A 23,510-nucleotide genomic window follows, 5' to 3' on the forward strand; every position below is an offset into this window, starting at 1 on the left:
CCGACCTCATTGGCACTCGGCAGACCCGAGTGCCAATATCTGTTTAGCACTCTCGGCACGCGAGTGCAAGAAAACAGGTCAGGGCGGCGGTGACACGATCGAGATGGACGGCAGTGTCCTGCGGGTGGTCGGGGTGGTCGGCGCCACCGACCCGCCACCCGGTCCCACCTGGATGGACGGCGCTGTCGTCGGCGCCGGACCCGGGGTCTCCCCACCGCTGTCGCCGGTGGAGTTCAGGACCAGCACGACGGCGACGATCACGCCGATCGCGACCGTGCCGACGGCCACCGGGGCCAGCCAGCGGGGGCGGTTGCGCTCCTCCCGGAACGCCGATGCGCCGATCGGCGTCGGCGGGCGCAGTCGCACCGGGTCGCTCTGGCGCGGCGGCGGCAGGGGCTGGGGGTGGCGCTGCGGCTGCTGGGGCGGGCGCGCCTGCTGCGGGCGCGGACCGGCCGGGCGGCGCGAGGGCGGCACCGGCGACTGCGCCGCGCCGCCGAGGGCCTGGCGGGCCACCGCGACCAGCTCGCGGCAGTTGCCGAAGCGCTGGCCGGGGTTCTTCGCCATGCCGCGGCGCACCACGTCGTCGATGGACGGGGGCAGCACGACCTGGTCGGTCACCGGCGGCACCTCGCGGTGCAGGTGGCCCTGGATGACGTCGGAGACCTGCCCGGTGAACGGCGGGCGCCCGGTCAGGCAGGCGAAGAGCACGCAGGCCAGCGAGTACGCGTCGGTGCGGCCGTCGACCGGCTCGCCGCGCAGGTGCTCGGGGGCGGCGTAGGTCGGGGAGCCGAGGAAGTCCCCGCCCCGGGTGCGGTGGCCGGTGGCGCCGCGGCGGGTCAGGCCGAAGTCGGCGAGGTAGACGTGCTCGGCGGTGGACTCGCGCGCGGTGACCAGCACGTTGGCCGGCTTGACGTCGAGGTGGACCAGGCCGCGCTCGTGCAGGTTGTCCAGGGCCTCGGCGACCTGGGCGAGCAGGGCCAGGGTCCGCTTCGGCGACATCGGGCCGTCGGCGATGTGCCCGGCCATGTCCTGGCCGTCGACCAGCCGCATGGCGATGTAGAGCAGGCCGTCGACCTCGCCGAAGTCGTAGAGCGGCACCACGTTGGCGTGGTCGATGGCGGAGGTGTTGCGGGCCTCGTCGACGAAGCGCTCGCGGAACTCCGGGTCGGCGGTCAGGTGCTCGGCGATGACTTTGAGCGCCACTTTGCGGCCGAGGCGGACGTCGGTGGCGCGGTACATGACGCTCATCCCGCCCTTACCGAGCACGCCGTCGATGCGGTAGTGGCCTAGACGCCGCCCGGTGAGATCCTCCGACACGCTCGGCAGCGTAACGTTCAATGGCCGGTGGCTGGGCGCGGCCTGCGGGTTTGCACCAATACCTGCCCTGGTCCCGCCAGGTCCAACAGCAGCCCGGCGCCCGTGCGCAGCGACTGCGGTCCGGACGGGTCGACCGCGCGCAGCCGGACCTGGGTGGTGTCGGTGTAGGCCAGCAGGTGCGCGGGCTCGACGGTGATCGCCTCGCCAGGCTCCAGCGTGGTCGTGTCCAGCGCTCCGCTGCAGGCCAGCACGGTCACGCCGACGCCGGAGATGTGCTCCAGGAAGCCGTGCTCCACGCCGAACAGCGGGTGGAAGCCCACCCAGCCCGCGTCGACGCGCAGCGTGGCGGGCAGGGCCAGGCGCGCGCCGCGGGCGACGCACCACGCGGTGGCGGCGTCGAGTTCGAGCACGTGGGTCTCGCCGGGCAGCGCCGGGGCGATGTCGACCCAGCCGCCCTCGGCGGGCGCGGTGAACACCGCGGGGCGGCTCCGCCCCCGCCCGCGGCCGGAGTCGACCAGGACGCCGTAGCTGGTGGCGATCATCGCGGTGTACTCGGCCTGAACCGCCTCGCCCGGGGCGAGCACCAGGCGCGCCACGGCGAACGTGGGTGTGTGCCGCGTGCGGACCTGCACAGCCTCGTCCCTTCCCCACCGAATCCGCCGCGCAGTCTTCCACGGGGGCAGGATGGGTCCGTGACCAAGCCGATGCTGCGAGCCGACGAGTACCGCGCGCAGGTGGCCGCGCTGGTGCCGACCATGCCGGTGCTGTCCCTGCCGCTGGCCGAGTGCCTCGGGCTGGTGCTGGCCGAGGACGTCGTGGCCGGGGTGTCGCTGCCGCCGTTCGACAACTCGGCGATGGACGGCTACGCCGTGCGGGCCGCCGACCTGGCCGGGGAGTCGACCGTGCTGCCCGTGGCCGACGACATCCCGGCGGGCCGCACTGACGTGCAGCCGCTCGTGCCGGGGACGACCCACCGGATCATGACCGGCGCGCCGATGCCGCCGGGGGCCGACGCGGTGGTGCCGGTGGAGCTGACCGACGGGGGGATGGAGTCGGTCACGCTGACCGCCCGGCCGCCGGTGGGCAAGCACGTGCGGCGCGCCGGTGAGGACGTGGTGGCGGGCACGGTGGTGCTGCGCGCCGGGGCGGTGCTGGGGTCGGCGCGGCTCGGGCTGGCCGCGGCGGTGGGGCTGGGCGCGCTGCCGGTGCGGCGGCGTCCGCGGGTGGTGGTCCTGTCGACCGGGACCGAGCTGACGCCGCCCGGGGAGCCGCTGGCGCCGGGGCGCATCTACGAGTCCAACAGCGTGCTGCTGGCGGCGGCGGTGCGCGAGGCGGGCGGCGAGGCGACGGTGCTGCGGTTCGTGCCCGACGACGTGCCCGCCTTCCTCGACGCGATCGCCGCGCACCGCGACGCCGACCTGCTGATCACCTCCGGCGGGGTGAGCGCGGGCGCCTACGAGGTGGTCAAGGACGCCCTGGCCGGGCGCGGGGTGGAGTTCGTGCGAGTGGCGATGCAGCCGGGCGGGCCGCAGGGGCGCGGCCGGGTGGACGGGCTGGCGGTGGTCACGCTGCCGGGCAACCCGGTGAGCGCGGCGCTGTCCTTCGAGCTGTTCGTCCGGCCCGCGCTGCTGGGGGCCATGGGCCACGCCGAGGTGGAGCGGCCCAGGGCCCGGGCGCGGACGGTGGCGGCGATGTCGTCCCCGGAGGGGAAGGTGCAGTACCGGCGGGGCCTGCACGACAGGGGCGTGGTCGAGGTCGTCCCGGTCGGCGGGCCCGGCTCGCACCTGCTGGCCTCGTTCGCGGAGTCGAACTGCCTGATCGAGCTGCCGGTGGGCGTCGGCGAGGTGGCCGAGGGCGATGAGGTCGAGCTGATCCTGCTGGATTGAGCGAGATCGTTGCCCGACGACAGTGAATAGTTCGTTCGCCAAGCGTAGTATCGGTAATGCCGTCCGGGCACCGCGTGCGACGTCGGGGGCGCACGCGTTGCCCGGGCCGCCGTTGGCGTAGCGTGTCCGCAAATCCTGGCCGAGACCTTGGGGAATCACGCATCCGATGACCGAGAAGCCCGGCGCACTGGCCCACGCGGTAGCGCTGACCAAAAGCATCATCCCGCCGCTGCACCCCGCGGGCAGGCCCTTCGTCGCGGCAGGGCTCGCCGCCGCGCTGCTGATCCGGCTCAAGTCGCGGCGCGCGGGCGTGGCCGGGGCGGTGTTCACCGCCTGGCTCGGCTGGTTCTTCCGCGAGCCCCGGCGCGTCACGCCCAAGCGGCCCGGCATCGCCGTGGCGCCCGCCGACGGCACCGTCTCCCACGTGGTCGAGGCAGTGCCGCCCGCCGAACTGGGCCTCGGCGCGCAGCCGATGCTGCGGATCAGCGTCTTCCTGTCGGTGTTCGACGTCCACGCGCAGCGCACCCCCGCCTCCGGGCAGGTCGTGGCCGCGGTGCACGTGCCGGGCAAGTTCCTCTCCGCCGACCTCGACGAGGCCAGCGAGGTCAACGAGCGCACCAGCGTCCACCTGCGCACCGACGACGGCCACGACCTCGTCGTCGTGCAGATCGCGGGCCTGGTCGCCCGGCGCATCATCTGCTCGCTGACCGACGGGGACAAGGTGCTCGCGGGCGCGACCTACGGCCTGATCCGCTTCGGCTCCCGCGTCGACCTCTACGTCCCCGCGGGCAGCCGGGTGCTGGTGGAGCCGGGACAGCGCACCATCGGCGGGGAGACCGTGCTCGCCGAGCTGGCACCCTGATGGCTCCGGCCGGACCGGGTGTGCGGCTGCTGCCGAACGCCATCACCGTGCTGGCGGTGTGCGCGGGCCTCTCGGCGGTGCACTTCGCGCTCAACAGCCAGCCCGCGGGCGCGATCGCGGCCATCGCGGTGGCCGCGGTGCTCGACAGCCTCGACGGGCGCATCGCCCGGCTGCTCGACGCCACCAGCAAGATGGGCGCCGAGCTGGACTCCCTCGCCGACGCGATCTCCTTCGGCGTCGCGCCCGCGCTGGTGCTCTACGTGTGGAAGTTCGACAGCGCCAACCGGTTCGGCTGGGTCATCACGCTGATCTTCGCGGTGTGCATCATCCTGCGCCTCGCGCGGTTCAACACCCTGATCGACGACACCGAGCAGCCGCCGTACAGCAAGGAGTTCTTCGTCGGCGTGCCCGCTCCGGCGGGCGGGCTGCTCGCGCTGCTGCCGCTGATCCTGGCCATCCAGTTCGGCGGCACCGACCAGTGGTGGCAGTCCGAGGTCGCGGTCAGCGTCTGGATGGTCGCCGTCTCCGCGCTGCTGATCAGCCGCATCCCGACGCTGTCGGTCAAGACGGTCAGGGTGCCCGCGCGGGCGGTCGCCCCGCTGCTGGTGGGCGTCGGCCTGCTGGCCGCGGCCGTGATCACCTACCCGTGGATCGCGCTGTCGGTGGCGCTGGTGCTGTACCTGCTGCACATCCCCTACGCCGTGCGGCGCCAGCGCTGGCTGGCCAAGCACCCCGAGGCGTGGGACGTGCCCGCCCGCGAGCGCCGCGCGATCCGCCGCGCCCACGGCGCCCGGCGTCGGCTCGGGCTGCGCCCGCCGCAGTTCGGCAAGGTCGCCGGGGCCGCCCGGCGCGCGGTCATGCGCGACGAGGGCATGCCGATGCCCCGCGACTCCCGCCGCTCCTGGCGGCGCACCGGCCTCCGCCGCACCCACCGGTCCCGCGACCACTAGTGGCCTAGCCTGACCCCGTGAGCCCACAGATCACCCTGACCGTCCGGTTGTCCCCGTCCGCCATCGACAGCAGGCGCGGGGTCGTGCGGCTGCACCCGGAGGTGCTCGACGCGCTCGGGCTGCGGCCGTGGGACGGGGTGCGGCTGACCGGGGCGCGGGTGAGCGCGGCGCTGGCCGCGGAGGCCCCGCCCGGCGGTCCGACCGGGGTCGTGCTGCTCGACGACATCACGATGTCCAACGTCGGCGTCGCCGAGGGCGGCGAGGTGGTGGTCGCGCCGGTGGCGATCGGGCCCGCGCGGTCGGTGACGGTGGCCGGGTCGCGGCTGGCCGGGACGTCGCTGCCGCCGGAGACGGTGCGGCTGGCGCTGGTCGGCAAGGTGCTCACGGTCGGTGACGCGGTGTCGCTGCTGCCGCAGGACCTGGCGCCGCCGCCGGGGGCCGACGTCGGCGCGGTGCGCGGGAAGCTGGCGCGGGCCATCGGAATGACCTGGACCAACGAGCTGCTGACCATCACCGCGACCGAGCCCGAGGGCGCGGTCACCGTGCACCCGTCGACCGTCGTCGGCTGGCGGGACGGGGCGCGGACCGGCGAGCGGGTCGCGGTCGGCGGTCCGGCTCTGGCGCGTGTCCCCGAGCGCGCACAGCCGATCAACGCGGGCCCGATCGACGCGGAGGTCGTTGACGCCGAGGTCATGACCGCGGAGACGCCCATCCCCGTGACGGACCTGATCGGCGCGCGGGAGGCCGCGCGCACCCTCGGCGAGTGGTTCGAGCTGGCGTTCACCCGACCCGAGCTGCTGACCCGCCTCGGCGCGGAGGCACGGCTCGGGGTGCTGGTCAGCGGGCCGGAAGGGGTGGGCAAGGCGACGCTGGTGCGGTCGGTGGCCGCGGCGGCGGACGCCGAGGTGGTGGAGCTGACCGCGCCGACGGTGGCCGTGCTGGAGCCCAACGCCGCGGCGGCGCGGGTCCGGGCGGCCATCGACGCCGCCCGCGCGAGCACCCCCGCCGTCCTGCTGATCACCGACGTCGACGCGCTGCTGCCCGCCGCCGACGCGCCACCGGCCGCGCCGATCGTGCTGGAGGCGCTGCGCAAGGCGGTGGAGACCCCGCTGCTGGCGCTGGTCGCCACGACCGCGCACCCCGAGGCCGTCGACCGGCGGCTGCGCGGCCCCGACCTCATCGACCGGGAGATCGGCCTGCCGCTGCCGAACGCCGTCGGGCGCACGGACCTGCTGCGGGTGCTGTTCCGCGACGTCCCGGTGTCCGATGTGGATTACGGCGCGGTGGCCGAGCGCACGCCGGGGTTCGTCGCCGCCGACCTCATCGCCGTCCGCCGGGAGTCGGCGATCCGGGCCGCGCTGCGCGACCGCGACGCCGAGGAGCCGAGGGTCACCCAGGCCGACGTGCTCGGGGCGCTGCAGACCGTGCGGCCGACATCGATGTCGAACACCCTGCACACCGGCGGGATCACGCTGGCCGACGTCGGGGACATGGAGTCGACGAAGCAGGCGCTGACCGAGGCGGTGCTGTGGCCGCTGCGCTACCCGGACTCCTTCGCCCGCCTCGGCGTGGCCCCGCCGCGCGGGGTGCTGCTCTACGGGCCGCCCGGCGGCGGCAAGACGTTCCTGCTGCGCGCGCTGGCCGGGACCGGTCAGCTCAACGTGCTGTCGGTCAAGGGCGCTGAACTGATGGACAAGTGGGTCGGCGAGTCCGAGCGCGCCGTGCGCGACCTGTTCCGCCGCGCCGCCGACGCCGCCCCCGCGCTGATCTTCCTCGACGAGATCGACGCGCTGGCCCCGCGCCGCGGCCAGTCCTCCGACTCCGGCGTCGCCGACCGGGTGGTCGCCGCCCTGCTGACCGAGCTGGACGGCGTCGAGCCGCTGAGGGACGTGGTGGTCGTCGGCGCCACCAACCGCCCCGAGCTGATCGACCCCGCCCTGCTGCGCCCCGGCAGGCTCGAACGCCTGATCTACGTCCCGCCGCCGGACGCCGAGGCCCGCACCGCGATCCTCACCGCGACGGCCCGCAACACCCCGCTCGCCGAGGACGTCGACCTCGCCGCCTACGCGGGCACCCTCGACGGCTACTCCGCGGCCGACTGCGCCGCGCTCATCCGCGAGGCCGCCCTCACGGCGATGCGCGAGTCCCTCGACGCCACTGTGGTCACCGCGGGCCACCTCGCCGGCGCCCGCGAGCGGGTCCGCCCGTCGCTGGACCCGCTGCAGCTGGCCGCCTTGGAGTCCTACGCGGCCAACCGCGCCTGACCCGCTACTCGCCGAAGGGGTCGTCGCTGGTGGCCGGGTTCCACGACAGGCCGGGGGTGCCCCACTTGTTGGCCTTGAGCATGCGCTTGGCGTCGCGGGAGTTCCGGCCCACCAGGCGGTTGAGGTAGAGGAGGCCGTCGAGGTGGTCGGTCTCGTGCTGCAGGCAGCGGGCGAAGAAGCCGGTGCCCTCGACCTCGACCGGGTTGCCGTCGACGTCCTGGCCGGTCACCTTCGCCCAGGCGGCGCGGCCGGTCGGGAACGCCTCGCCGGGGACGGACAGGCAGCCCTCGAGGTCGTCGTCCGGGTCGGGCATGCCCTCGGGGACGTCGGTGGTGGTGAGCCGGGGGTTGACCACGTGCCCGACGTGGCGCGTGCCCTCGTCGTCTGGGCAGTCGTAGACGAACACCCGCAGGTCGATCCCGATCTGGTTGGCGGCAAGGCCCACGCCGCGGGCGGCGGCCATCGTGGCGAACATGTCGTCGACGAGGGTCTTGAGGTCGGCGTCGAACACCTCGACCGGCGTGGTCGGGTTGTGCAGGACGGGGTCGCCGACAATCCGGATCGGATGAACTGTCATACCGGCAGGGTAGAGAAAGAGAAGTCGCCGGACGCGCCGGGGAGTTGACGATCTCCGGGCCCTGTCACGTGGTGTAATGGCGACCACGCGCCAGACCATTGCCGCGAGGAGCAGATGGACGCCGCCGAAGTGCCAGCAGGCCCCGCCGACAGCGGGGGGCTCAGCGACCGGGACCGAGCCTTCCTCGCCTTCGAGCGCCAGTGGTGGAAAGCCGCGGGCGCCAAGGACCAGGCCATCCGCGAGCTGTTCGACATGTCGAGCACCAGGTACTACCAGGTCCTCAACGCCCTGATCGAGACCCAAGAGGCCCTTGAGGCCGACCCGATGCTGGTCAAGCGGCTGCGCAGGCTGCGGGCGAGCAGGCAGCGCGCCCGCGGCGCCCGACGGCTGGGAATGGAGCCCCGATGACCACCGAACCGATGCGGCCCGCACGGATCGCCGGTCTGGCGCTACTCGGGGTGGCGGCCGTGGCCACCGTCCTCGGCGTGGTGACCCTGCTCGGCGGTGACGGCGACAACCAGGCGGGCCAGCCCACGCCACCGGCGTCGACCAGCCCGGCCGGGCCCTCCGGCGGCACCACCACGGGCCAGACCTCCATCTCCGGCCCCCCGACCACGACCGCCCCGACCGTCCCGGCCACCACGACGACCAAGGCGGCCCCGACCTCCGCCACCGGCAGGCCCGGCACCACCGCCCCCAGCGCCCCCGGCGGCGGCGACCAGGGGTCCTTTAAGGAACAGCCGGTCCGGGTCTACAACAACAGCAACATCAAGGGCCTGGCCGACCGCGCGGGCGAAGACCTCGCCGCCGCGGGCTGGGACGTCGTCGAGGTGGGCAACCACCAGGGCCTGGTCCCGGTCACCACCGTCTACTTCCGACCCGGCACCCCCGAGGAAGCCGCCGCCAGGGAACTCGGCCGCACCTTCAAGATCCGGGTCGAACCCCGCTTCGACGGCATCGCCGACTCCAGCCCCGGCCTCATCGTCATCATCACCAAGGAATACGCCGAACGCATCCCGGGCAAGCAGTAGCGCTTATACCAGCCCACCCCACCCACCGGGCCGCCATCCACAGCAGCTCCGAGTTGTCCACAGCCCTCAGCTGACACCCCTTTCCAGTCGGCTATAGCCGATAGACTGGATCGGGGATGGCCCCCAGGGTGGGTGGGTCCTGTGTGGAGCGCGCGCGAGGGGCAAACGCGGCTCAGCCGGGTGGCGGTGGGGTGCGGTGCGTGATCGCGTTCGGATGGGTCGCAGCAGATGGGTCGCCTCCGGGTGGTTCACGTCCGGGTAGGTCGCAGCCAGATGGGTCGTGGCCGGGTAGGTCGTGGCCAGATGGGTCGCGTTCGGGTGGGTCGCGTTCGGGTGGGTCGCGGCTGGGCAGGTTGCGGCCGGGTTCGTCGGCAGTTTGTGGAGCGACGACCGCGTTCATCACGGCCGTGGTGAACGCGGCGTCGGGTGCGGCCGCTTGTCATGGGCGGTGCGGCTTGGGTCATCGGTTGCACCCGGGCGCACGCGTGTCGGGATGAGGCGAAACCGACCGTCCGCAGTCGCGGGTTGGCCGTGGGTGCGAGGGCAGTCGTGTGTGGTTGGTGAGGCGCGAGTCGAGCGGGAAAACCGGTTTCGGCGGGTGGGGCCGGGGGCGCACCATCTGCGGGCATGACCGGTTCCAGCCTTCTCGCCTTTCTTGTCGCGTCGATCACCGTGGCCATGGTGCCTGGGGTGGGGACGGCGATGCTGCTGCGGCAGGCGGCGCGTGGGGGGCGGCAGGCGGCGGTGGCCACCGTTGTGGGGATGGAGACGGCGGTGGCGGTGTGGGCGCTGGCGGCGGCGTTGGGGCTGTCGGTGTTGCTGGTGGCCTCCGAGGTCGCCTACCAGGTGTTGCGGGTCGCCGGGGTGGTGGTGCTGGTCGGGTTCGGGGTCAAGGCGCTGGTCTCGCGGGTCGGGATCGAGGTGACGGTCGCCGAGTCGCGGCACCGGGGGTTCCGGGCCGGGCTGCTGGCGAACCTGGCCAACCCCAAGATGGCGGTGTTCGCGGTGTCGTTCCTGCCGCAGTTCGTCACCCCCGGCGCCGGGCGGTGGGTGCTCGTCGCGCTCGCCGTGGCGTGGGTGGCCATCGACACGCTCTGGTACCTGCTGGTCCTCGCGCTGCTCACCCGGGTCATGGAGCTGCTCAAGCGGCCACGGGTCCGCCTGGTCCTCGAGCGGGTCTCCGGGGTCGCGCTCGTCGGGCTCGGGGTGCGGCTCGCGGTCGAGGGCTAGGCCGTGTTCCAGGTGTGGAGGACAAGCCCTAGGTCCGCCAGGGGAGGGCGGGCAGGGCGGTCATGGCGGCGTAGCTGTCGGCCTCGGCCAGTTCCTCCGCCCGCCCGGCCAGCAGCAGGGTGCGGATGCGCCGCGCCTGGGCCGGGGTGAAGGTCTCGCCCGCGAGCAGGAAGGGCAGCGTCAGCCGCCAGAACGCCACGACGGTGCCGCGCCTGCGCTCGGCGGCGCGCAGGGCGGCGACGGCCACGCGCAGGGTGTGCTCGTTGCGCGTCATCGACGCGGGCATGCCCGCGTGGTCCCAGGCCCAGCGGGCCTGGTCGGCGCCGGAGCAGGTCAGGCAGCCCGCCTCACCGGTGCCCAGCTCCATGTGGCAGGTGTCGCACGGCAGCAGGCGCAGCGCCCAGTCGGTGCACGTCCACGGGTGCGTCCCGGGCTTCGCCGACAGCACGGCGGCCGCCAGCTCCCGCTCGTCGACCTCGCCGACGGAGCGCAGGGCGTCCCAGTCGGCCCGCCAGTGGGCGTCCACCGCATCGGCGCAGGTGGAGCAGCCGGGATAGCCACGGCCGAGGGGCTCGTCGCACGCCACGCACGGACTGACCGCATCGGGTCTGGCCAGGAGCCGCGCTCCGGGCGGGTACGGCCGCACCATGGTCGACAACCCTAATGCTCACTTGGCAGTCGCGCGCCTGCCGGCTATGGTCGGCGGGGAAGAACCCCACGCGGGAGCTCGCGCCACAGGCGGGCTGAGAGGGCGACCAGGGAGACCGGTGTCGCCGACCGCTGAACCTGACCGGGTAATGCCGGCGTAGGAAGGACACCGTTCCCGTGACCGCTCTTGACGACCGTTCCGTGCGTCCTGCCGTCACCACCGGGCCGATCGAAGGCTCGCACAAGCGCTACACCGACGCCGGGGGCGGCCTGCGCGTCCCCGTCCGCCGGGTCGAGCTGACCAACGGCGAGCACCTCGACCTCTACGACACCTCCGGCCCCTACACCGACGAGACCGCCCGGATCGACGTCCACTCCGGACTCCCCCGGCTGCGCGAGCCCTGGATCGCCGAGCGCGAGCCGGTCGGCGGCGCGGTCTCCCAGCTGGCCTACGCCAAGGCCGGGCTCATCACCAGGGAGATGCGCTACGTCGCCGCGCGCGAGGGCATGGACCCGGAGTTCGTGCGCTCGGAGGTGGCGATCGGCCGGGCGGTGATCCCGGTCAACCGCCGCCACCCCGAGTGCGAGCCCGCGATCATCGGCAAGAAGTTCCTGGTCAAGATCAACGCCAACATCGGCAACTCGGCGGTCTCCTCCTCCATCGAGGACGAGGTGGAGAAGATGGTGTGGGCCACCCGCTGGGGCGCCGACACGATCATGGACCTGTCCACCGGCAAGCGCATCCACGAGACCCGTGAGTGGATCATGCGCAACTCCCCCGTCCCGGTCGGCACCGTGCCGATCTACCAGGCGCTGGAGAAGGTCGACGGCGACCCGGCCAAGCTGAGCTGGGAGGTCTACCGCGACACGGTGCTCGAGCAGTGCGAGCAGGGCGTGGACTACATGACCGTGCACGCGGGCGTGCTGCTGCGCTACGTCCCGCTGACGGCCAGGCGGGTGACCGGGATCGTCTCCCGCGGCGGCTCGATCATGGCCGCGTGGTGCCTGGCGCACCACCGGGAGTCCTTCCTGTACACCCACTTCGAGGAACTCTGCGACATCCTGCGCGCCTACGACGTCACCTTCTCCCTCGGCGACGGCCTGCGCCCCGGCTCGATCGCCGACGCCAACGACGAGGCCCAGTTCGCCGAGCTGCGCACGCTGGGCGAGCTGACCCACATCGCCCGCGCGCGCGACGTGCAGGTGATGATCGAGGGCCCCGGCCACGTGCCGATGCACAAGATCGCCGAGAACGTCCGCCTGGAGGAGGAACTCTGCGGCGAGGCGCCGTTCTACACCCTCGGTCCACTCGCGACGGACATCGCGCCGGGCTACGACCACATCACCTCGGCCATCGGCGCGGCGCAGATCGGCTGGCTGGGCACGGCGATGCTGTGCTACGTCACGCCCAAGGAGCACCTCGGCCTGCCCAACCGCGACGACGTCAAGACCGGCGTGATCACCTACAAGATCGCCGCGCACAGCGCCGACCTGGCCAAGGGCCACCCGCGCGCGCAGGAGCGCGACGACGCGCTGTCCAAGGCGCGCTTCGAGTTCCGCTGGACCGACCAGTTCAACCTGTCCCTGGACCCGGACACCGCGCGTTCCTTCCACGACGAGACGCTGCCCGCCGAACCGGCCAAGACCGCGCACTTCTGCTCCATGTGCGGGCCGAAGTTCTGCTCCATGAAGATCACCCAGGACGTGCGCCGCTACGCCGAGGAGCACGGGCTGGACTCGGCGGAGGCCATCGAGGCGGGCATGGCGGCGAAGTCCGCGGAGTTCACCGAGCAGGGCAGGAAGGTCTACCTGCCGGTGGTCCCGTGACGCCTCCCCGGGTCCTGACCATCGCCGGGTCGGATTCCGGCGGCGGCGCCGGGCTCCAGGCCGACCTGCGGACGTTCTTCGCCTGCGGGGTGCACGGGATGACCGCCGTGACCGCGGTGACGGTGCAGAACTCCCTGGGGGTCAGCGGTGTCACGGTGATCCCGCCGGAGGTGGTGGCCGCGCAGATCGTCGCGGTCGCCTCCGACATCGGGGTGCAGGCGGCGAAGACGGGCATGCTGGCCACCGCGGAGATCGTCTCCGCGGTGGCCGCCGCCGTCGACTCCGTCCACATCGGACCATTGGTCGTCGACCCGGTGGCCGCGTCCATGCACGGCGACCAACTGCTGCGCGAGGAGGCCCTGGACGCGCTGCGCACCGAGCTGTTCCCGCGCGCGGCGCTGGTGACTCCGAACCTCGACGAGGTGCGGCTGCTCACCGGCATCGACGTGCGCGACCGGGCCGCGCAGCGCGACGCGGCCAGGGCGCTGGCGGACTTCGGGCCGCGGTGGGTGCTGGTCAAGGGCGGGCACCTGTGGACGGACCCGACGTGCGTCGACCTGCTCTACGACGGCTCGGACTTCATCGAGCTGGACGGGCCGCGCTTCGACGTGCGCCACACCCACGGCAGCGGCGACACGCTGGCCTCGGTGGTCACCGCGGCCCTGGCCAAGGGCCGCTCTGTGCCCGACGCCGTGCGCGCGGCCAAGGCGTTCATCATCGAGTCGGTGCGCCACGCGTACCCGCTGGGCGCGGGCGTGGGCCCGGTGTCACCGCTGTGGCGCCTGCCGGACGCCGACTCGTTCCTGCGAACGGAGTAAACCCCTCAGCCGTCCAGCAACGTCTCCAGCACCGGGATGGCGGCGAGGAGGGTGGCCTTCTCCGCCTCGGTGAGCCGGGCCAGGCGCCTGCCCAGCTCCTGCACCCGGATGGAGCGCACCCCGGAGACGATCCGCTCGCCCTCGTCGGTGGCCCGCACCAGCCAGGCCCGGCGGTCGGCCGGGTCCGGCTCGCGCAGCACGTAGCCCGCCTCGACGAGTCCCGCGACGACGCGGGACATCGTCGGGGCGGCCACACCTTCCCGTACGGCCAGGTCACCGAGTCGCAACTGCCCCGCCGTGACCAAAGTGGACAGCGCGGAGACGGACCCGTGGCCCAGCCCGGCGCTGCCGGAGCGGCGCAGGGACCGGGACAGCCGCCCGATCGCCAGATACAGCCGAGCGGAGACGTCAGACTCGGTGGTCATCCGGTTATTGTCGCCGAAACCGGACAGCCGGTGGCTACCGGGGCGGGCTGGAGGCGTGGGCCCAGAAGCGCTGGGGGATGCGGCCCGCCGCCCGGGCCAGCCTGCCCGCGGTCACGGCGTGGCGCATCGCGGCGGCCATGCGCTCGGGGTCCTCGGCGCGGGTGACGGCGGTGGCCAGCAGGACCGCGGAGCAGCCCAGTTCCATCGCCAGCGCGGCGTCGGAGGCGGTGCCGATGCCCGCGTCGAGGATGACCGGGACGCCGGCGCGGGCGACGATCAGCTCGATGTTGTGCGGGTTGCGGATGCCCAGGCCGGTGCCGATCGGCGAGCCGAGGGGCATGACCGCGGCGCAGCCCGCCTCCTCCAGGCGCAGGGCCAGGACCGGATCGTCGTTGGTGTAGGGCAGGACGGTGAAACCGTCGTCGACCAGCGCCTGGGCGGCGTCGAGGAGTTCGACCGGGTCGGGCAGCAGGGTGCGGTCGTCGGCGATGACCTCCAGCTTGACCCAGTCGGTGCCCAGCGCCTCGCGGGCCAGGCGGGCGGTGAGGACGGCGTCGGCCGCGGTGCGGCAGCCCGCGGTGTTGGGCAGCGGGTCGATGCCCAGGCGGGCGAGCAGGTCGAGGACGCCGGTGCCGCCCGCGGCGTCCACCCGGCGCAGGGACACGGTGGTCAGCTGGGTCCCCGACGCGACGAGGGCGCGCTCCAGGACGGCGAGGTTGGCCGCGCCGCCGGTGCCGGTGATCAGCCGCGACTCGTACTCGCGACCGGCGATGACCAGGGGGTCGTCCATGTCAGCCTCCTTGAACGGCGGTCAGCACTTCGAGCACCGCGCCGTCGGGGACGGTGGTGGTGGGGTGCGCGGCCCTCGGCACGACGGCCCCGTCGAGGGCGACGGCGATGCCGGTGGGCGGCACCCCGAGGTCGGCGAGCACGTCGGCGACGGTCGCGCCGTCGGCCGCGCCGCGGGGGTCGCCGTTGACGACGATCCTCATTGGACTCCTTTCCGTGGGGCGCCCGACCGTCCTCATCGGACTCGCCGGAGGCGGGCCGGGTCGGTGAGGCGCAGCAGGTCGGACAGCTCGGCCCCGGCGACCAGGTCGACGACGGTGTCGGCGGTGGTGGGGGCCAGGAGCAGGCCGTTGCGGTGGTGGCCGGTGGCGGCGAGGACGCCGGGCTCCAGCCAGCCGACCAGCGGCAGGTTGTCGTGGCTGCCCGCGCGCAGGCCCGCGGCGGTCTCGGTGAGGGCGTACTCGCCGATGCCGGGCAGGACCTGCTCGGCGTCGGTGATCAGGTCCCGGACCCCGCCCGCGGTGACGTCGGTGTCGTAGCCGACCTCCTGCTGGGTGGCGCCGAGCACCAGTTCCCCGTCCCCGCGCGGCACCAGGTACACCGGGCGGGCGGCGACGAGCGCGCGCACGGTCCGGCTCGGCGGCGGGAGGGTGCCCGGCCGGGCGCGCAGGCGCAGGATCTCCCCCTTGACCGGTCGCACGACGGCGGCGAGCGCCGGGTGCAGGCCGCGGCTGTGCGCCCCGGCGGCGATCACCGCGACATCGCATTCCACTGTGGACTCGACTGTGGACTCGGCCAGCTCGACCGTGCCCGGCCGGACCGCGACGGCCTTGGCTGTGACGAACCGCACACCCGCGCCCCGGGCGGCGGTGAGGAGGGCGGCGAGCAGCGCGCGGTTGTCCACCGCCAGGTCACCCGGCACGGCCAGCCCCGCGCGCACGCGGGGGCCGAGGGCGGGCTCCAGGGACCGGGCCGCGCGGCCGGTCAGCCGCTCGACGGAGCGCCCCCGCGCGGCGAGGTGGCCCGCGAGGACGTCCAGGGTGGCGGCGTCGGCAGAATCCACGGCCAGCACCAGCGTGCCCTCGCGGCGCAGACCGGGGTCGCCGAGGTCGGCGGCGAAGGACGGCCAGCGGTCCAGGGCGTCGGCGCCGAGGTCCAGCGCCGCCTCCTCCCCCGGCCACGACTCGGTGACCGGCGCGAGCATCCCGCCCGCCACCCAGGACGCCCCGCGCGCCGGGGCCGGGTCGATCAGCCGGACGTCGTGGCGGGCGGCCAGCCGCCAGGCGCACGCCAGCCCGATGACGCCGCCACCCACGACGGCCACGCTCTTCCGCATTTCCACCACGCTCCCTGCGCCGGCATGACCCGGATCAGGTTCGACGGTCGGAGCGGCGCAGCTCCCTCTCAGCCCGTACCCGGACTCCCGTGCGACCAGGGCCCAACCGTACCTTGGCGGCCATGCCCGGACTAGACGGCGGCCAGATCCGCGCGCGACTGGCAGGCGCCCGCTTGTACCTGTGCACCGGCCTGCGCCCGGACCTGGCCGAGTTCGTCGGCGCCGCGCTCGCGGGCGGCGTCGACATCGTCCAGCTGCGGGAGAAGGGCCTGGAGGCGCGGCCCGAGCTGGCCGCGCTGGAGGTCATCGCCGAGGCGTGCGCGGCCCACGGCGCCCTGCTGGCGGTCAACGACCGCGCCGACGTCGCCGCGGCGGCGGGCGCGGACGTGCTGCACCTGGGCCAGGACGACCTCCCGGTGCCGCTGGCGCGCCGGATCGTCGGCGACGAGGTGGCCGTGGGCCGCTCGACGCACGACGTCGGCCAGGCCAGCGCGGCGGCCGTCGAGCCGGGCGTGGACTACTTCTGCACCGGCCCCTGCTGGCCGACGCCCACCAAACCCGGCCGCCCGGCTCCCGGGCTCGACCTGGTCCGCGCCACGGCGGCGCTGGGGACGGACCGGCCGTGGTTCGCCATCGGCGGCATCGATGAGGGCCGCCTTGGCGAGGTGCGCGCGGCGGGCGCCACCCGGATCGTGGTGGTCCGGGCCGTGACCGACGCCACCGACCCGGGCGCCGCGGCGGCGTCACTGCGGACCGCGCTGGGGGCCTCGCTGGGGCAGACTGGCTGACGTGGAACTGGTCACCATCGCCGACATCGAGGCCGCCGCCGACCGCATCGCGGGCACGGCCGTCCGTACCCCGCTGCTGCCCTGCCCGTGGGCGCCCGGTCCACTGTGGCTCAAGCCGGAGAACCTCCAGCCGATCGGCGCGTTCAAGATCCGCGGCGCGTACAACGCGATCGCCAGGCTCACCGACGCCGAGCGGGCGCGCGGGGTGGTGGCGTACTCCAGCGGCAACCACGCCCAGGCGGTGGCGTACGCGGCCCGCGAGTTCGGCATCCGCGCCTGGATCGTGGTCCCCGAGGACACCCCGTCGGTCAAGGTCGAGGCCACCCGCTCCCACGGCGCCGAGGTGGTGCTGTGCGCGGTGGGGCAGCGCGAGGTCCGGGCCGAGGAGATCGTCGCGGAGACCGGGGCGGCGCTGATCCCGCCGTTCGACCACCCCGACGTCATCGCCGGGCAGGGCACGATCGGGCTGGAGATCGCCGCCGACCTGCCCGACGCCGACCTGGTGCTGGTGCCGGTGAGCGGCGGCGGGCTGATCTCGGGGGTGGCCACGGCGATCAAGGCCCGCTCGCCGAGGACCCAGGTGTGGGCCGTGGAGCCGGAGCTGGCCGCCGACACCGCCGCCAGCCTCGCCGCGGGCGAGCTGGTGCCGTGGTCGGTCGCCGACCGCAACCGCACGATCGCCGACGGGCTGCGCAGCCAGCCCTCGCCGCTGACCTTCGCCCACCAGCTGGCCTACGTGGACGGGATCGTCACGGTCACCGAGGACGAGATCCGCGACACCGTCGCCGTCATCGCCCGCAACGCCCGGCTGGTCGCCGAGCCGAGCGGCGCGGTCTCGGTCGCGGGCTACCTGCACCGGTCCGCGGAGCTGCCGCGGGGCAAGACGGTCGCGGTGGTCTCCGGCGGGAACCTGGAGCCGCGGACGCTGGCGGCGATCCTCAGCGCTTAGCGTCCGGGGTCGGCGACGGGTGGACGTGGGTCGGCGGGGCGTCGATGTCGCAGTGCAGGCACTCGCCGGGACGCGGGCCCTCGGTGCGCTCGCCCCCGGTGCGCTGACCCTCGGTCTGCTGGCCCCCGATCTGCTGGCCCCCGGTCTGCTGACCCTCAGTGCGCTCGCTCTTGGGGGGCTCGGCCGCCAGGACGTTGCCGCGCACGCCGAGGGCGAGCAGCCCGCCCACCGCGGCCAGGCCCGCGCAGATCCACAGCGCCGCCTGCCAGCCCGCGGTCAGCGCCGCAGGGTCGGTGTAGGCCGCGCCGGTGAGCCCCGCGGCGGCCGGGAGCACCGCCACGGCCAGCAGGCTCCCCGTGCGGGCGATCGCGTTGTTCACCCCCGAGGCCACCCCGGCGTGGTGGTCGGGCGCCGCCGCCAGCACCGTCGCCGTCACCGGGGCCACGACCACCGACAGCCCCAGCCCGAAGACCACCACCGCGGGCAGCACCGACCCGACGTACGACGCCCCCGGCGTGACCCGCAGCAACAGCAGCATCCCCGCGGCCACCAGCAGCGGCCCCGCCACCAGGAACCACCGCGGCCCCACCCGCGAGGCCCACGCCCCGAACCGGGCCGACAGCAACAGCAGCAGCACGGTGATCGGCAGCCCGGCCACCCCCGCCGCCATCGGCGAGTACCCCAGGGACACCTGCAGCTGCAGCGCCATCAGCAGCATCACGCCGCCCAGCGCCGCGTAGACCACGAACGTCAGCGCGTTGGAGATCGCGAACACCCGGTCGCCGAACAGCGAGGGCGGCACCAGCGGGTCCTCCGCGCGCCGCAGGTGGACCACGAAAGCGACCAGCGCGGCCACGCCGACCACCCCGGCGCCCACCACCAGCAAGTCCGGCCCCCGGACCGGCGCCTCCACCAGGCACGCCGTCACCCCCGCCAGGCCCAGCGCCCCCAGGACCGAGCCGAGGCCGTCCAGCCTGCCCTCGGTCCCCCGCGTCTCCGGCACGTACCGCACGGCCAGCCACACGCACAGCACGGCGACCGGGACGTTCACCAGGAACACCAGCCGCCACGACCACAGCTCCACCAGCAGACCGCCCACCAGCGGGCCCGCCGCCGCGGCGATGCCCGACAGGCCCGACCACGCGCCGATGGCCCGTGCCCGGTCCTCCCTGCCGAAGGCCGACTGCAGGATCGCCAGGGACCCCGGCGTCAGCAGCGCCCCGCCGACCCCCTGCAAGACCCGCGCCCCGACCAGCACACCCGGCGACCACGCCAGTCCACACAGCACCGACGCGACGCCGAACCACACCACGCCGACCACGAACACCCTGCGCCGCCCGAAGCGGTCGCCCAGCGACCCGGCGACGAGGATCAGCGCGGCCATGGCCAGCAGGTAGCCGTCGACGATCCACTGGAGACCGGCCACGGAGGCGCCCAGCTCCGCGCCCAGGCGCGGCAGGGCGATGTTGACCACACTGCCGTCCAGCATCGCCATCCCCGAGCCGAGGATGGCGGTGGCGAGGATGCCCCGCGCCGCGGGCGTGCCCCAGCGGACCCCCGCGGCCGGACCCGCGCTCACGGGCGGTTGAGCGTGGCCACGAACTTGTAGCGGTCGCCGCGGTAGACCGAGCGCACCCACTCCACCGGGCGCTCCTCGATGTCGAAGGAGTGCCGGGAGAGCAGCAGCATGGGCATGCCGACGTCGGCGCCGAGCAGCTCGGCCTCGTGCGGTCCGGCCAGGGCGGTCTCGATGGTCTCCTCGGCGTGGCCCATCTCGACGTCGAAGCGGTCGCGGAGGACCTGGTAGAGGGAGCCGCCGGAACTGACGTAGCGGCGCAGGCCCCGGAAGCGGCCCAGGGGCAGGTGGGTGGTCTCGATGGCCATCGGCTCGCCGTCGGCCAGGCGCAGGCGGTGCAGGCGCAGGACCTTGGCCCCGGCCCTGACCCGCAGCAGGCGCGCCAGGTCGGCCTCGGCGGGGATCTCGGAGACGTCGAGCATCTTCGTCGACGGCTCGCGGCCCTGGGCGAGCATGTCCTCGGTGTAGGAGGACAGCTGCAGCCGCTGGGCGACCTTCGGCTCGGCGGCGAAAGTGCCCTTGCCCTGCACGCGCAGCAGCCTGCCCTCGACGGTCAGCTCGGCGAGTGCCTGGCGCACGGTGGTGCGCGAGACGTCGAACTCCGTCGCCAGGGAGCGTTCGGTCGGGATCGGCGAGCCGGGCGGCAGGCTGCCGAGCAGGTCGAGCAGGTGGCGCTTGAGCCCCCAGTACTTGGGCTCGCGCTGCCCCCTCGCCACCGACCCATCGGCAGTGGACATCTCCAGCATGGTGTCCTCCTGAGTATCGCTCCCGGTTACAGAATGCCCTGTCCACACCCGCCACCGCGATCACACCCCGGGTGAACGGCGATGAACGTTCGTGAACCGCTGCCCGACGGTGGACGCGGCAGGCCGTCCGCACGCTATGATTGGTCTAGACCTTAGCGAACGAGGAGCCGTCGATGACCAACCCGCCCCCCGGCGAGCGGATGCGCGCGGAGATCGCCGAGCAGCCCGCTGTGCTGGCCAACGTGGTCGCCCGGCGGGCCGGGCTGGCCGACACCGCGGCCCGCGTTTCCGCGGCCCGGCCTCGCTTCGTGCTGTTCGCCGCGCGCGGCACGAGTGACCACGCCGCGCTCTACGCCAAGTACCTGACCGAGGTCCTGCTGGCCCTGCCCGCGGGCTCGGTCTCGCCGAGCACGACCACCCTCTACGGCGCGCGGCCGGATCTCACCGACGTGCTGTACGTGACGGTGAGCCAGAGCGGCGGCTCGCCGGACCTCGTCGAGGCGACCCACGCGGCGCGCGAGCTCGGCGCGCTGACCGTCGCGGTCACCAACACCGCCGACTCGCCGCTGGCCGAGGCCGCCGAGCTGGCGGTCGACATCGGCGCGGGCCCGGAGCTGGCCGTCGCCGCCACCAAGACCTACACCGCGACGCTGCTGTCGCTCTACCTCCTGATCGACGCCGTGCGCGGCGGGACCGGCGAGGCCGTCGCCGACATCGGCGAGCTGGCCCAGCGCGCCCTGGCGGCCAGCGAGGACCCCGTGGCCGAGGCCGTGGGCAGGCTGCGGTTCGTCGGGCGGGTGGTCACCACCGGGCGCGGCTACTCCTCGGCGACCGCCGCGGAGGCCGCGCTCAAGCTCGCCGAGACCAGCTACCTGCCCGCCCGCGCCTACAGCGCCGCCGACCTGCTGCACGGTCCCGTCGCCGCGGTGGACAAGGACACCGCCGTGGTCGCGGTGACCAGCCACGGCCGCGGCGGCGAGGCCATGCGCGAGGTGCTCGAGGTGGTCGCCGCCAACGGCGCCGACATCCTCGCCGCGGGCTCCGCGGCGGACTCGGTGCCCGCGACGCTGCGGGTGGGCCTGCCCGCCACCGCCGAGGAGGTCGCGCCGATCCTGGAGATCCTGCCGCTGCAGCGCCTGGCGCACGGGCTGGCGCTGGCCCGCGGCGGCGACCCCGATCAGCCCCGCGGGCTGAGCAAGGTGACCCGCACACGGTAACCGTTCGGTCTCTGTGCGCGATCACGAACGCTACCTAGACTGGCCCGATGCGGAGGACATCGTTCGCGCGCTGGCCCTGCTCCATCGCCCGGACGATGGACCTGATGGGGGACCAGTGGACCCTGCTGGTCCTGCGCGAGTCCTTCTACGGCACCCGCCGCTTCGACGCGTTCCAGGCCGCGCTGGGCATCGCCAGGAACACCCTCACCGAGCGGCTGGACCGGCTGACCGGCGCCGGGCTGCTCATCCGCGTGCGGTACCAGGAGCGGCCCACGCGCTATGAGTACGTGCTGACCGAGATGGGCCGCGACTTCTTCCCGGTGCTCGCCGCGATCATCCGCTGGGGCGATCACTGGCTGGCCGATCAGGCCCCGCTCGTGCTGCGCCACCGCGCCTGCGGGCACCCCACGGCGGCGGTGGTCAACTGCGGGGAGTGCGGCGGGGAGCTGACCGCGGCGACCGTGGCCGTCGAGCCCGGCCCCGGGATGCCCGACACCGACCGGGCGCGCCTGGCGGGAACGTGAGCGGCCCGCTCCGCCGAGGGGGTGGAACGGAGCGGGCCGCGGCCCATGTTACGCCGAATGGAGCAACCGGCCTCGCCGTGGGGGTCGACGCGGGCGGCACGGCGACGCGGGCGGTGGCCGTCGACGCCACCGGCGCGGTCGTCGGCCGGGGCACGGCGGGCGGCGGCAACCCGAACTCGCACCCACCGGGAGAGGCCGCGGCACAGGTGGCGTCGGCGGTGGCCGCCGCGCTGGCCGGGCGGCCCTGCGCGGGGTGCCTGCTGGGCATGGCGGGGGTGTCGAAGCTCACCGACCCCGCGGTGGCCGCGCTGTTCGACTCGGCGCTGCGCGGGGTGGGGGCGCCCTCGGCGCCGGTGGTGGTCTCCGACGCGGAGGTGGCGTTCGCCGCCGGGGCGACCGAGGCCGACGGGACGGTGCTGATCGCCGGGACGGGCTCGATCGCCATGCGGATCGAGGGCCGCCGCCGGGCGGCGACCGCGGGCGGCCACGGCTGGCTGCTCGGCGACGAGGGCTCGGCGTTCTGGCTCGGCCGGGAGGCGGTGCGGGCCGCGCTGGACACCCTGCAGCGGGGTTCGGCGCCGGGCCCGTTCGTCGCCGCGGTACTGGACGCAGCGGGTCTGGACACAGCGAGCCTGGACACAGCGGCTCTGGACACCTCGGGGGCAAACGCTGTCGCCCGGTTGATCACCGTCGCCAACGCGCAGGCGCCGATCGCGCTGGCCCGGTTCGCGCCCGTGGTCAGCGCCCACGCCGGCGACCCGGTCGCGGCGGCGGTCATCACCCGGGCAGCCGAGGCGCTGGCCGGGCTGGTGGCACGGGTCCGGCGCGGCGGGCCGGTGGTCGTGGCGGGCTCGGTGGCCACCGCGACCCCGGTCGGCGCGGCGCTGCGGTCACTGCTGGGCGAGGTCGACGTGCGCACGGCCGCCGACGGCGTGCTCGGCGCGGGCCGCCTGGCCGCGGTCGCCGTGTTCGGTCAGGCCGGGACCTCGGTACGCGGATGACGCACGCCCGGGTGGCCCTCGGGCAGCGACCTGCGCAGCACCACCGCGCTCACCGTCAGCACGAGCGCCACCAGCGGCCAGGACAGGGCGACCCGCGCGATCGTCAGCAGGGCGACGTCACCGGCCCACCACAGCAGCGCGAACACCGCCGAGCGCAGGGTGTACTGGCCGAAGACCCACACCCAGCTGGCCCGCCCGTACGCCCGCAGCAGGTCGGGGTCGCGTCGCCAGCGGGCCTTCTGACCAAGGACGATGCCGACGACCACGCCGAGCAGCGGCCAGCGGACGAGGATGCTCACCGCCCAGGCCAGCGCACTGCCCACATTGGACACCAGCTGCACGAGGAAGAAGTCCTGGGCGCGTCCGGTGTAGATCGCGATGAGCGCGCCCGCGGCCACCGCGGCCAGGCCGCCGAGCACCGCCGTAGCCTTGCCCCCGGTGGACACCCGCCACACCGCGATGGCCAGCGCGACCCCGCACGCGGCCACCGCGGCCCACCCGATCGAATGATTCGCGAGCGCCCAGACCACCCCGAAGGCCAACGGCGGCACGGTGGCGTCGAGCGCGCCCCGCTTGCCGCCGAGGAGGTCGGCCAGGGAGTCGGTCACGGGGTCCAGCCTGCCTTACGGCGGGGAAGTCAGTTAGCCCTTACCTGGAATGCGACGGGCAAGAATGCGGTTGGTGCACAGAGGTCGTGAATCATACGCTGCGGTAACCGACGGTGGCGTAGGTCGCGGCCGACTTGAGAT

The 23,510-nt window shown here is 74.4% G+C and carries 25 protein-coding genes and 1 riboswitch; of the genes, 14 read left to right on the plus strand and 11 right to left on the minus strand.

All coding sequences use genetic code 11. The features are described 5' to 3' along the window. Positions 1-78: 78 nt before the first annotated feature. Positions 79-1,317: a serine/threonine-protein kinase gene (locus ACTG9Q_RS10750; RefSeq protein ID WP_455572520.1), complete on the minus strand. Its 1,239-nt coding sequence runs from the start codon at positions 1,315-1,317 to the stop codon at positions 79-81. Positions 1,318-1,334: 17 nt separating this feature from the next. Then, positions 1,335-1,949 (minus strand): AIM24 family protein, encoded by a 615-nt coding sequence (locus ACTG9Q_RS10755; protein ID WP_455572521.1) that lies wholly within the window; start codon positions 1,947-1,949, stop codon positions 1,335-1,337. Between the two features lie 72 nt (positions 1,950-2,021). Between ACTG9Q_RS10755 and moeA the strand changes: the two genes are divergently transcribed. The 4 genes from moeA (at position 2,022) to ACTG9Q_RS10775 (ending at position 7,279) form a co-directional block, all read left to right on the plus strand. Continuing rightward, a complete protein-coding gene (moeA, locus tag ACTG9Q_RS10760) occupies positions 2,022-3,203 on the plus strand; it encodes a molybdopterin molybdotransferase MoeA (RefSeq protein ID WP_455572732.1) in 1,182 nt (393 codons plus the stop codon). 166 nt (positions 3,204-3,369) lie between these two features. Next, positions 3,370-4,065, plus strand: coding sequence for a phosphatidylserine decarboxylase (locus ACTG9Q_RS10765; RefSeq protein ID WP_455572522.1), 696 nt, complete (start codon positions 3,370-3,372; stop codon positions 4,063-4,065). Further along, positions 4,065-5,015 (plus strand): CDP-diacylglycerol--serine O-phosphatidyltransferase, encoded by a 951-nt coding sequence (gene pssA / locus ACTG9Q_RS10770; protein ID WP_455572523.1) that lies wholly within the window; start codon positions 4,065-4,067, stop codon positions 5,013-5,015. The genes ACTG9Q_RS10765 and pssA overlap by 1 nt, the downstream gene beginning before the upstream one ends. A gap of 17 nt (positions 5,016-5,032) precedes the next feature. After that, a complete protein-coding gene (locus ACTG9Q_RS10775; protein ID WP_455572524.1) occupies positions 5,033-7,279 on the plus strand; it encodes an AAA family ATPase in 2,247 nt (748 codons plus the stop codon). Positions 7,280-7,283: 4 nt separating this feature from the next. Here the strand turns inward: ACTG9Q_RS10775 and ACTG9Q_RS10780 are convergent, their stop codons facing one another. Further along, positions 7,284-7,856 carry a peptide deformylase gene (locus tag ACTG9Q_RS10780; RefSeq protein WP_455572525.1) on the minus strand — a complete coding sequence of 191 codons (573 nt, stop codon included), beginning with the start codon at positions 7,854-7,856 and terminating at the stop codon, positions 7,284-7,286. 114 nt (positions 7,857-7,970) lie between these two features. Here ACTG9Q_RS10780 and ACTG9Q_RS10785 point away from each other — a divergent pair, with 114 nt between their 5' ends. The 3 genes from ACTG9Q_RS10785 (at position 7,971) to ACTG9Q_RS10795 (ending at position 10,117) form a co-directional block, all read left to right on the plus strand. Next, the gene (locus ACTG9Q_RS10785; protein WP_455572526.1) at positions 7,971-8,264 is read left to right on the plus strand and encodes a DUF3263 domain-containing protein; all 294 of its coding nucleotides are present in this window, start codon (positions 7,971-7,973) and stop codon (positions 8,262-8,264) included. Further along, positions 8,261-8,887, plus strand: a complete 627-nt coding sequence (locus tag ACTG9Q_RS10790; RefSeq protein ID WP_455572527.1) for a LytR C-terminal domain-containing protein — start codon at positions 8,261-8,263, stop codon at positions 8,885-8,887. Before ACTG9Q_RS10785 ends, ACTG9Q_RS10790 begins: the two co-directional genes overlap by 4 nt. Positions 8,888-9,514: 627 nt before the next feature. Further along, positions 9,515-10,117, plus strand: coding sequence for a LysE family translocator (locus tag ACTG9Q_RS10795; RefSeq protein ID WP_455572528.1), 603 nt, complete (start codon positions 9,515-9,517; stop codon positions 10,115-10,117). Between the two features lie 28 nt (positions 10,118-10,145). Here the strand turns inward: ACTG9Q_RS10795 and ACTG9Q_RS10800 are convergent, their stop codons facing one another. Continuing rightward, positions 10,146-10,703, minus strand: coding sequence for a hypothetical protein (locus ACTG9Q_RS10800; protein WP_455572529.1), 558 nt, complete (start codon positions 10,701-10,703; stop codon positions 10,146-10,148). 239 nt (positions 10,704-10,942) lie between these two features. Here ACTG9Q_RS10800 and thiC point away from each other — a divergent pair, with 239 nt between their 5' ends. Continuing rightward, the gene (thiC, locus tag ACTG9Q_RS10805) at positions 10,943-12,592 is read left to right on the plus strand and encodes a phosphomethylpyrimidine synthase ThiC (RefSeq protein WP_455572530.1); all 1,650 of its coding nucleotides are present in this window, start codon (positions 10,943-10,945) and stop codon (positions 12,590-12,592) included. Then, on the plus strand, positions 12,589-13,410 hold the full coding sequence (thiD, locus tag ACTG9Q_RS10810; protein WP_455572531.1) for a bifunctional hydroxymethylpyrimidine kinase/phosphomethylpyrimidine kinase: 822 nt from the start codon (positions 12,589-12,591) through the stop codon (positions 13,408-13,410). Before thiC ends, thiD begins: the two co-directional genes overlap by 4 nt. Before the next feature lie 5 nt (positions 13,411-13,415). On the opposite strand, the gene ACTG9Q_RS10815 is transcribed toward thiD, so the two are convergent. The 4 genes from ACTG9Q_RS10815 to thiO all read right to left on the minus strand — a co-directional run bounded on the left by ACTG9Q_RS10815 (position 13,416) and on the right by thiO (position 15,960). Then, positions 13,416-13,835, minus strand: coding sequence for a MarR family winged helix-turn-helix transcriptional regulator (locus ACTG9Q_RS10815; RefSeq protein ID WP_455572532.1), 420 nt, complete (start codon positions 13,833-13,835; stop codon positions 13,416-13,418). A gap of 34 nt (positions 13,836-13,869) precedes the next feature. After that, entirely contained in the window at positions 13,870-14,625 is a 756-nt protein-coding gene (gene thiG / locus ACTG9Q_RS10820; protein WP_455572533.1) for a thiazole synthase, read from the minus strand. 1 nt (position 14,626) lies between these two features. Next, complete coding sequence (gene thiS, locus ACTG9Q_RS10825; RefSeq protein ID WP_455572534.1) at positions 14,627-14,827, minus strand: sulfur carrier protein ThiS; 201 nt, start codon at positions 14,825-14,827, stop codon at positions 14,627-14,629. A gap of 32 nt (positions 14,828-14,859) precedes the next feature. Continuing rightward, entirely contained in the window at positions 14,860-15,960 is a 1,101-nt protein-coding gene (gene thiO / locus ACTG9Q_RS10830) for a glycine oxidase ThiO (protein ID WP_455572535.1), read from the minus strand. Next, positions 15,955-16,061: riboswitch (TPP riboswitch) on the minus strand. Its footprint overlaps the gene before it by 6 nt. Before the next feature lie 21 nt (positions 16,062-16,082). Here thiO and thiE point away from each other — a divergent pair. Beyond that, entirely contained in the window at positions 16,083-16,748 is a 666-nt protein-coding gene (gene thiE, locus ACTG9Q_RS10835) for a thiamine phosphate synthase (RefSeq protein WP_455572536.1), read from the plus strand. Between the two features lies 1 nt (position 16,749). Then, positions 16,750-17,697, plus strand: a complete 948-nt coding sequence (locus ACTG9Q_RS10840) for a threonine ammonia-lyase (protein WP_455572537.1) — start codon at positions 16,750-16,752, stop codon at positions 17,695-17,697. Here ACTG9Q_RS10840 and ACTG9Q_RS10845 read toward each other — a convergent pair. Together ACTG9Q_RS10845 and ACTG9Q_RS10850 are read right to left on the minus strand one after the other, a co-directional pair. Beyond that, positions 17,687-19,276 (minus strand): MFS transporter, encoded by a 1,590-nt coding sequence (locus ACTG9Q_RS10845; RefSeq protein ID WP_455572538.1) that lies wholly within the window; start codon positions 19,274-19,276, stop codon positions 17,687-17,689. The two genes, ACTG9Q_RS10840 and ACTG9Q_RS10845, sit on opposite strands and share 11 nt — an antisense overlap. Continuing rightward, the gene (locus tag ACTG9Q_RS10850; RefSeq protein WP_455572539.1) at positions 19,273-20,019 is read right to left on the minus strand and encodes a GntR family transcriptional regulator; all 747 of its coding nucleotides are present in this window, start codon (positions 20,017-20,019) and stop codon (positions 19,273-19,275) included. The genes ACTG9Q_RS10845 and ACTG9Q_RS10850 overlap by 4 nt, the downstream gene beginning before the upstream one ends. Before the next feature lie 173 nt (positions 20,020-20,192). On the opposite strand from ACTG9Q_RS10850, the gene ACTG9Q_RS10855 reads away from it, so the two are divergent. From ACTG9Q_RS10855 to ACTG9Q_RS10865, 3 genes are all read left to right on the plus strand, one after another. After that, positions 20,193-21,236, plus strand: a complete 1,044-nt coding sequence (locus tag ACTG9Q_RS10855) for an SIS domain-containing protein (RefSeq protein WP_455572540.1) — start codon at positions 20,193-20,195, stop codon at positions 21,234-21,236. Between the two features lie 47 nt (positions 21,237-21,283). Continuing rightward, on the plus strand, positions 21,284-21,760 hold the full coding sequence (locus ACTG9Q_RS10860; RefSeq protein ID WP_455572541.1) for a winged helix-turn-helix transcriptional regulator: 477 nt from the start codon (positions 21,284-21,286) through the stop codon (positions 21,758-21,760). Positions 21,761-21,837: 77 nt separating this feature from the next. Further along, entirely contained in the window at positions 21,838-22,761 is a 924-nt protein-coding gene (locus ACTG9Q_RS10865; protein WP_455572542.1) for an N-acetylglucosamine kinase, read from the plus strand. Here ACTG9Q_RS10865 and ACTG9Q_RS10870 read toward each other — a convergent pair. Beyond that, the gene (locus tag ACTG9Q_RS10870) at positions 22,734-23,369 is read right to left on the minus strand and encodes a DUF3159 domain-containing protein (protein ID WP_455572543.1); all 636 of its coding nucleotides are present in this window, start codon (positions 23,367-23,369) and stop codon (positions 22,734-22,736) included. The two genes, ACTG9Q_RS10865 and ACTG9Q_RS10870, sit on opposite strands and share 28 nt — an antisense overlap. Positions 23,370-23,510: the final 141 nt, after the last annotated feature.

Source organism: Actinokineospora lacus, from assembly GCF_053813445.1.

What these genes read in the sequence shown, in the direction of transcription:
- thiS (WP_455572534.1), bottom strand. Translation starts at nt 14,827, where the DNA reads ATGAGGATCGTCGTCAACGGCGACCCCCGCGGCGCGGCCGACGGCGCG.
- ACTG9Q_RS10780 (WP_455572525.1), bottom strand. Translation starts at nt 7,856, where the DNA reads ATGACAGTTCATCCGATCCGGATTGTCGGCGACCCCGTCCTGCACAAC.
- ACTG9Q_RS10860 (WP_455572541.1), top strand. Translation starts at nt 21,284, where the DNA reads ATGCGGAGGACATCGTTCGCGCGCTGGCCCTGCTCCATCGCCCGGACG.
- ACTG9Q_RS10790 (WP_455572527.1), top strand. Translation starts at nt 8,261, where the DNA reads ATGACCACCGAACCGATGCGGCCCGCACGGATCGCCGGTCTGGCGCTA.
- pssA (WP_455572523.1), top strand. Translation starts at nt 4,065, where the DNA reads ATGGCTCCGGCCGGACCGGGTGTGCGGCTGCTGCCGAACGCCATCACC.
- ACTG9Q_RS10855 (WP_455572540.1), top strand. Translation starts at nt 20,193, where the DNA reads ATGACCAACCCGCCCCCCGGCGAGCGGATGCGCGCGGAGATCGCCGAG.
- thiE (WP_455572536.1), top strand. Translation starts at nt 16,083, where the DNA reads ATGCCCGGACTAGACGGCGGCCAGATCCGCGCGCGACTGGCAGGCGCC.
- thiG (WP_455572533.1), bottom strand. Translation starts at nt 14,625, where the DNA reads ATGGACGACCCCCTGGTCATCGCCGGTCGCGAGTACGAGTCGCGGCTG.
- ACTG9Q_RS10815 (WP_455572532.1), bottom strand. Translation starts at nt 13,835, where the DNA reads ATGACCACCGAGTCTGACGTCTCCGCTCGGCTGTATCTGGCGATCGGG.
- ACTG9Q_RS10795 (WP_455572528.1), top strand. Translation starts at nt 9,515, where the DNA reads ATGACCGGTTCCAGCCTTCTCGCCTTTCTTGTCGCGTCGATCACCGTG.
- ACTG9Q_RS10850 (WP_455572539.1), bottom strand. Translation starts at nt 20,019, where the DNA reads ATGCTGGAGATGTCCACTGCCGATGGGTCGGTGGCGAGGGGGCAGCGC.
- moeA (WP_455572732.1), top strand. Translation starts at nt 2,022, where the DNA reads ATGCTGCGAGCCGACGAGTACCGCGCGCAGGTGGCCGCGCTGGTGCCG.
- ACTG9Q_RS10765 (WP_455572522.1), top strand. Translation starts at nt 3,370, where the DNA reads ATGACCGAGAAGCCCGGCGCACTGGCCCACGCGGTAGCGCTGACCAAA.
- thiO (WP_455572535.1), bottom strand. Translation starts at nt 15,960, where the DNA reads ATGCGGAAGAGCGTGGCCGTCGTGGGTGGCGGCGTCATCGGGCTGGCG.
- ACTG9Q_RS10785 (WP_455572526.1), top strand. Translation starts at nt 7,971, where the DNA reads ATGGACGCCGCCGAAGTGCCAGCAGGCCCCGCCGACAGCGGGGGGCTC.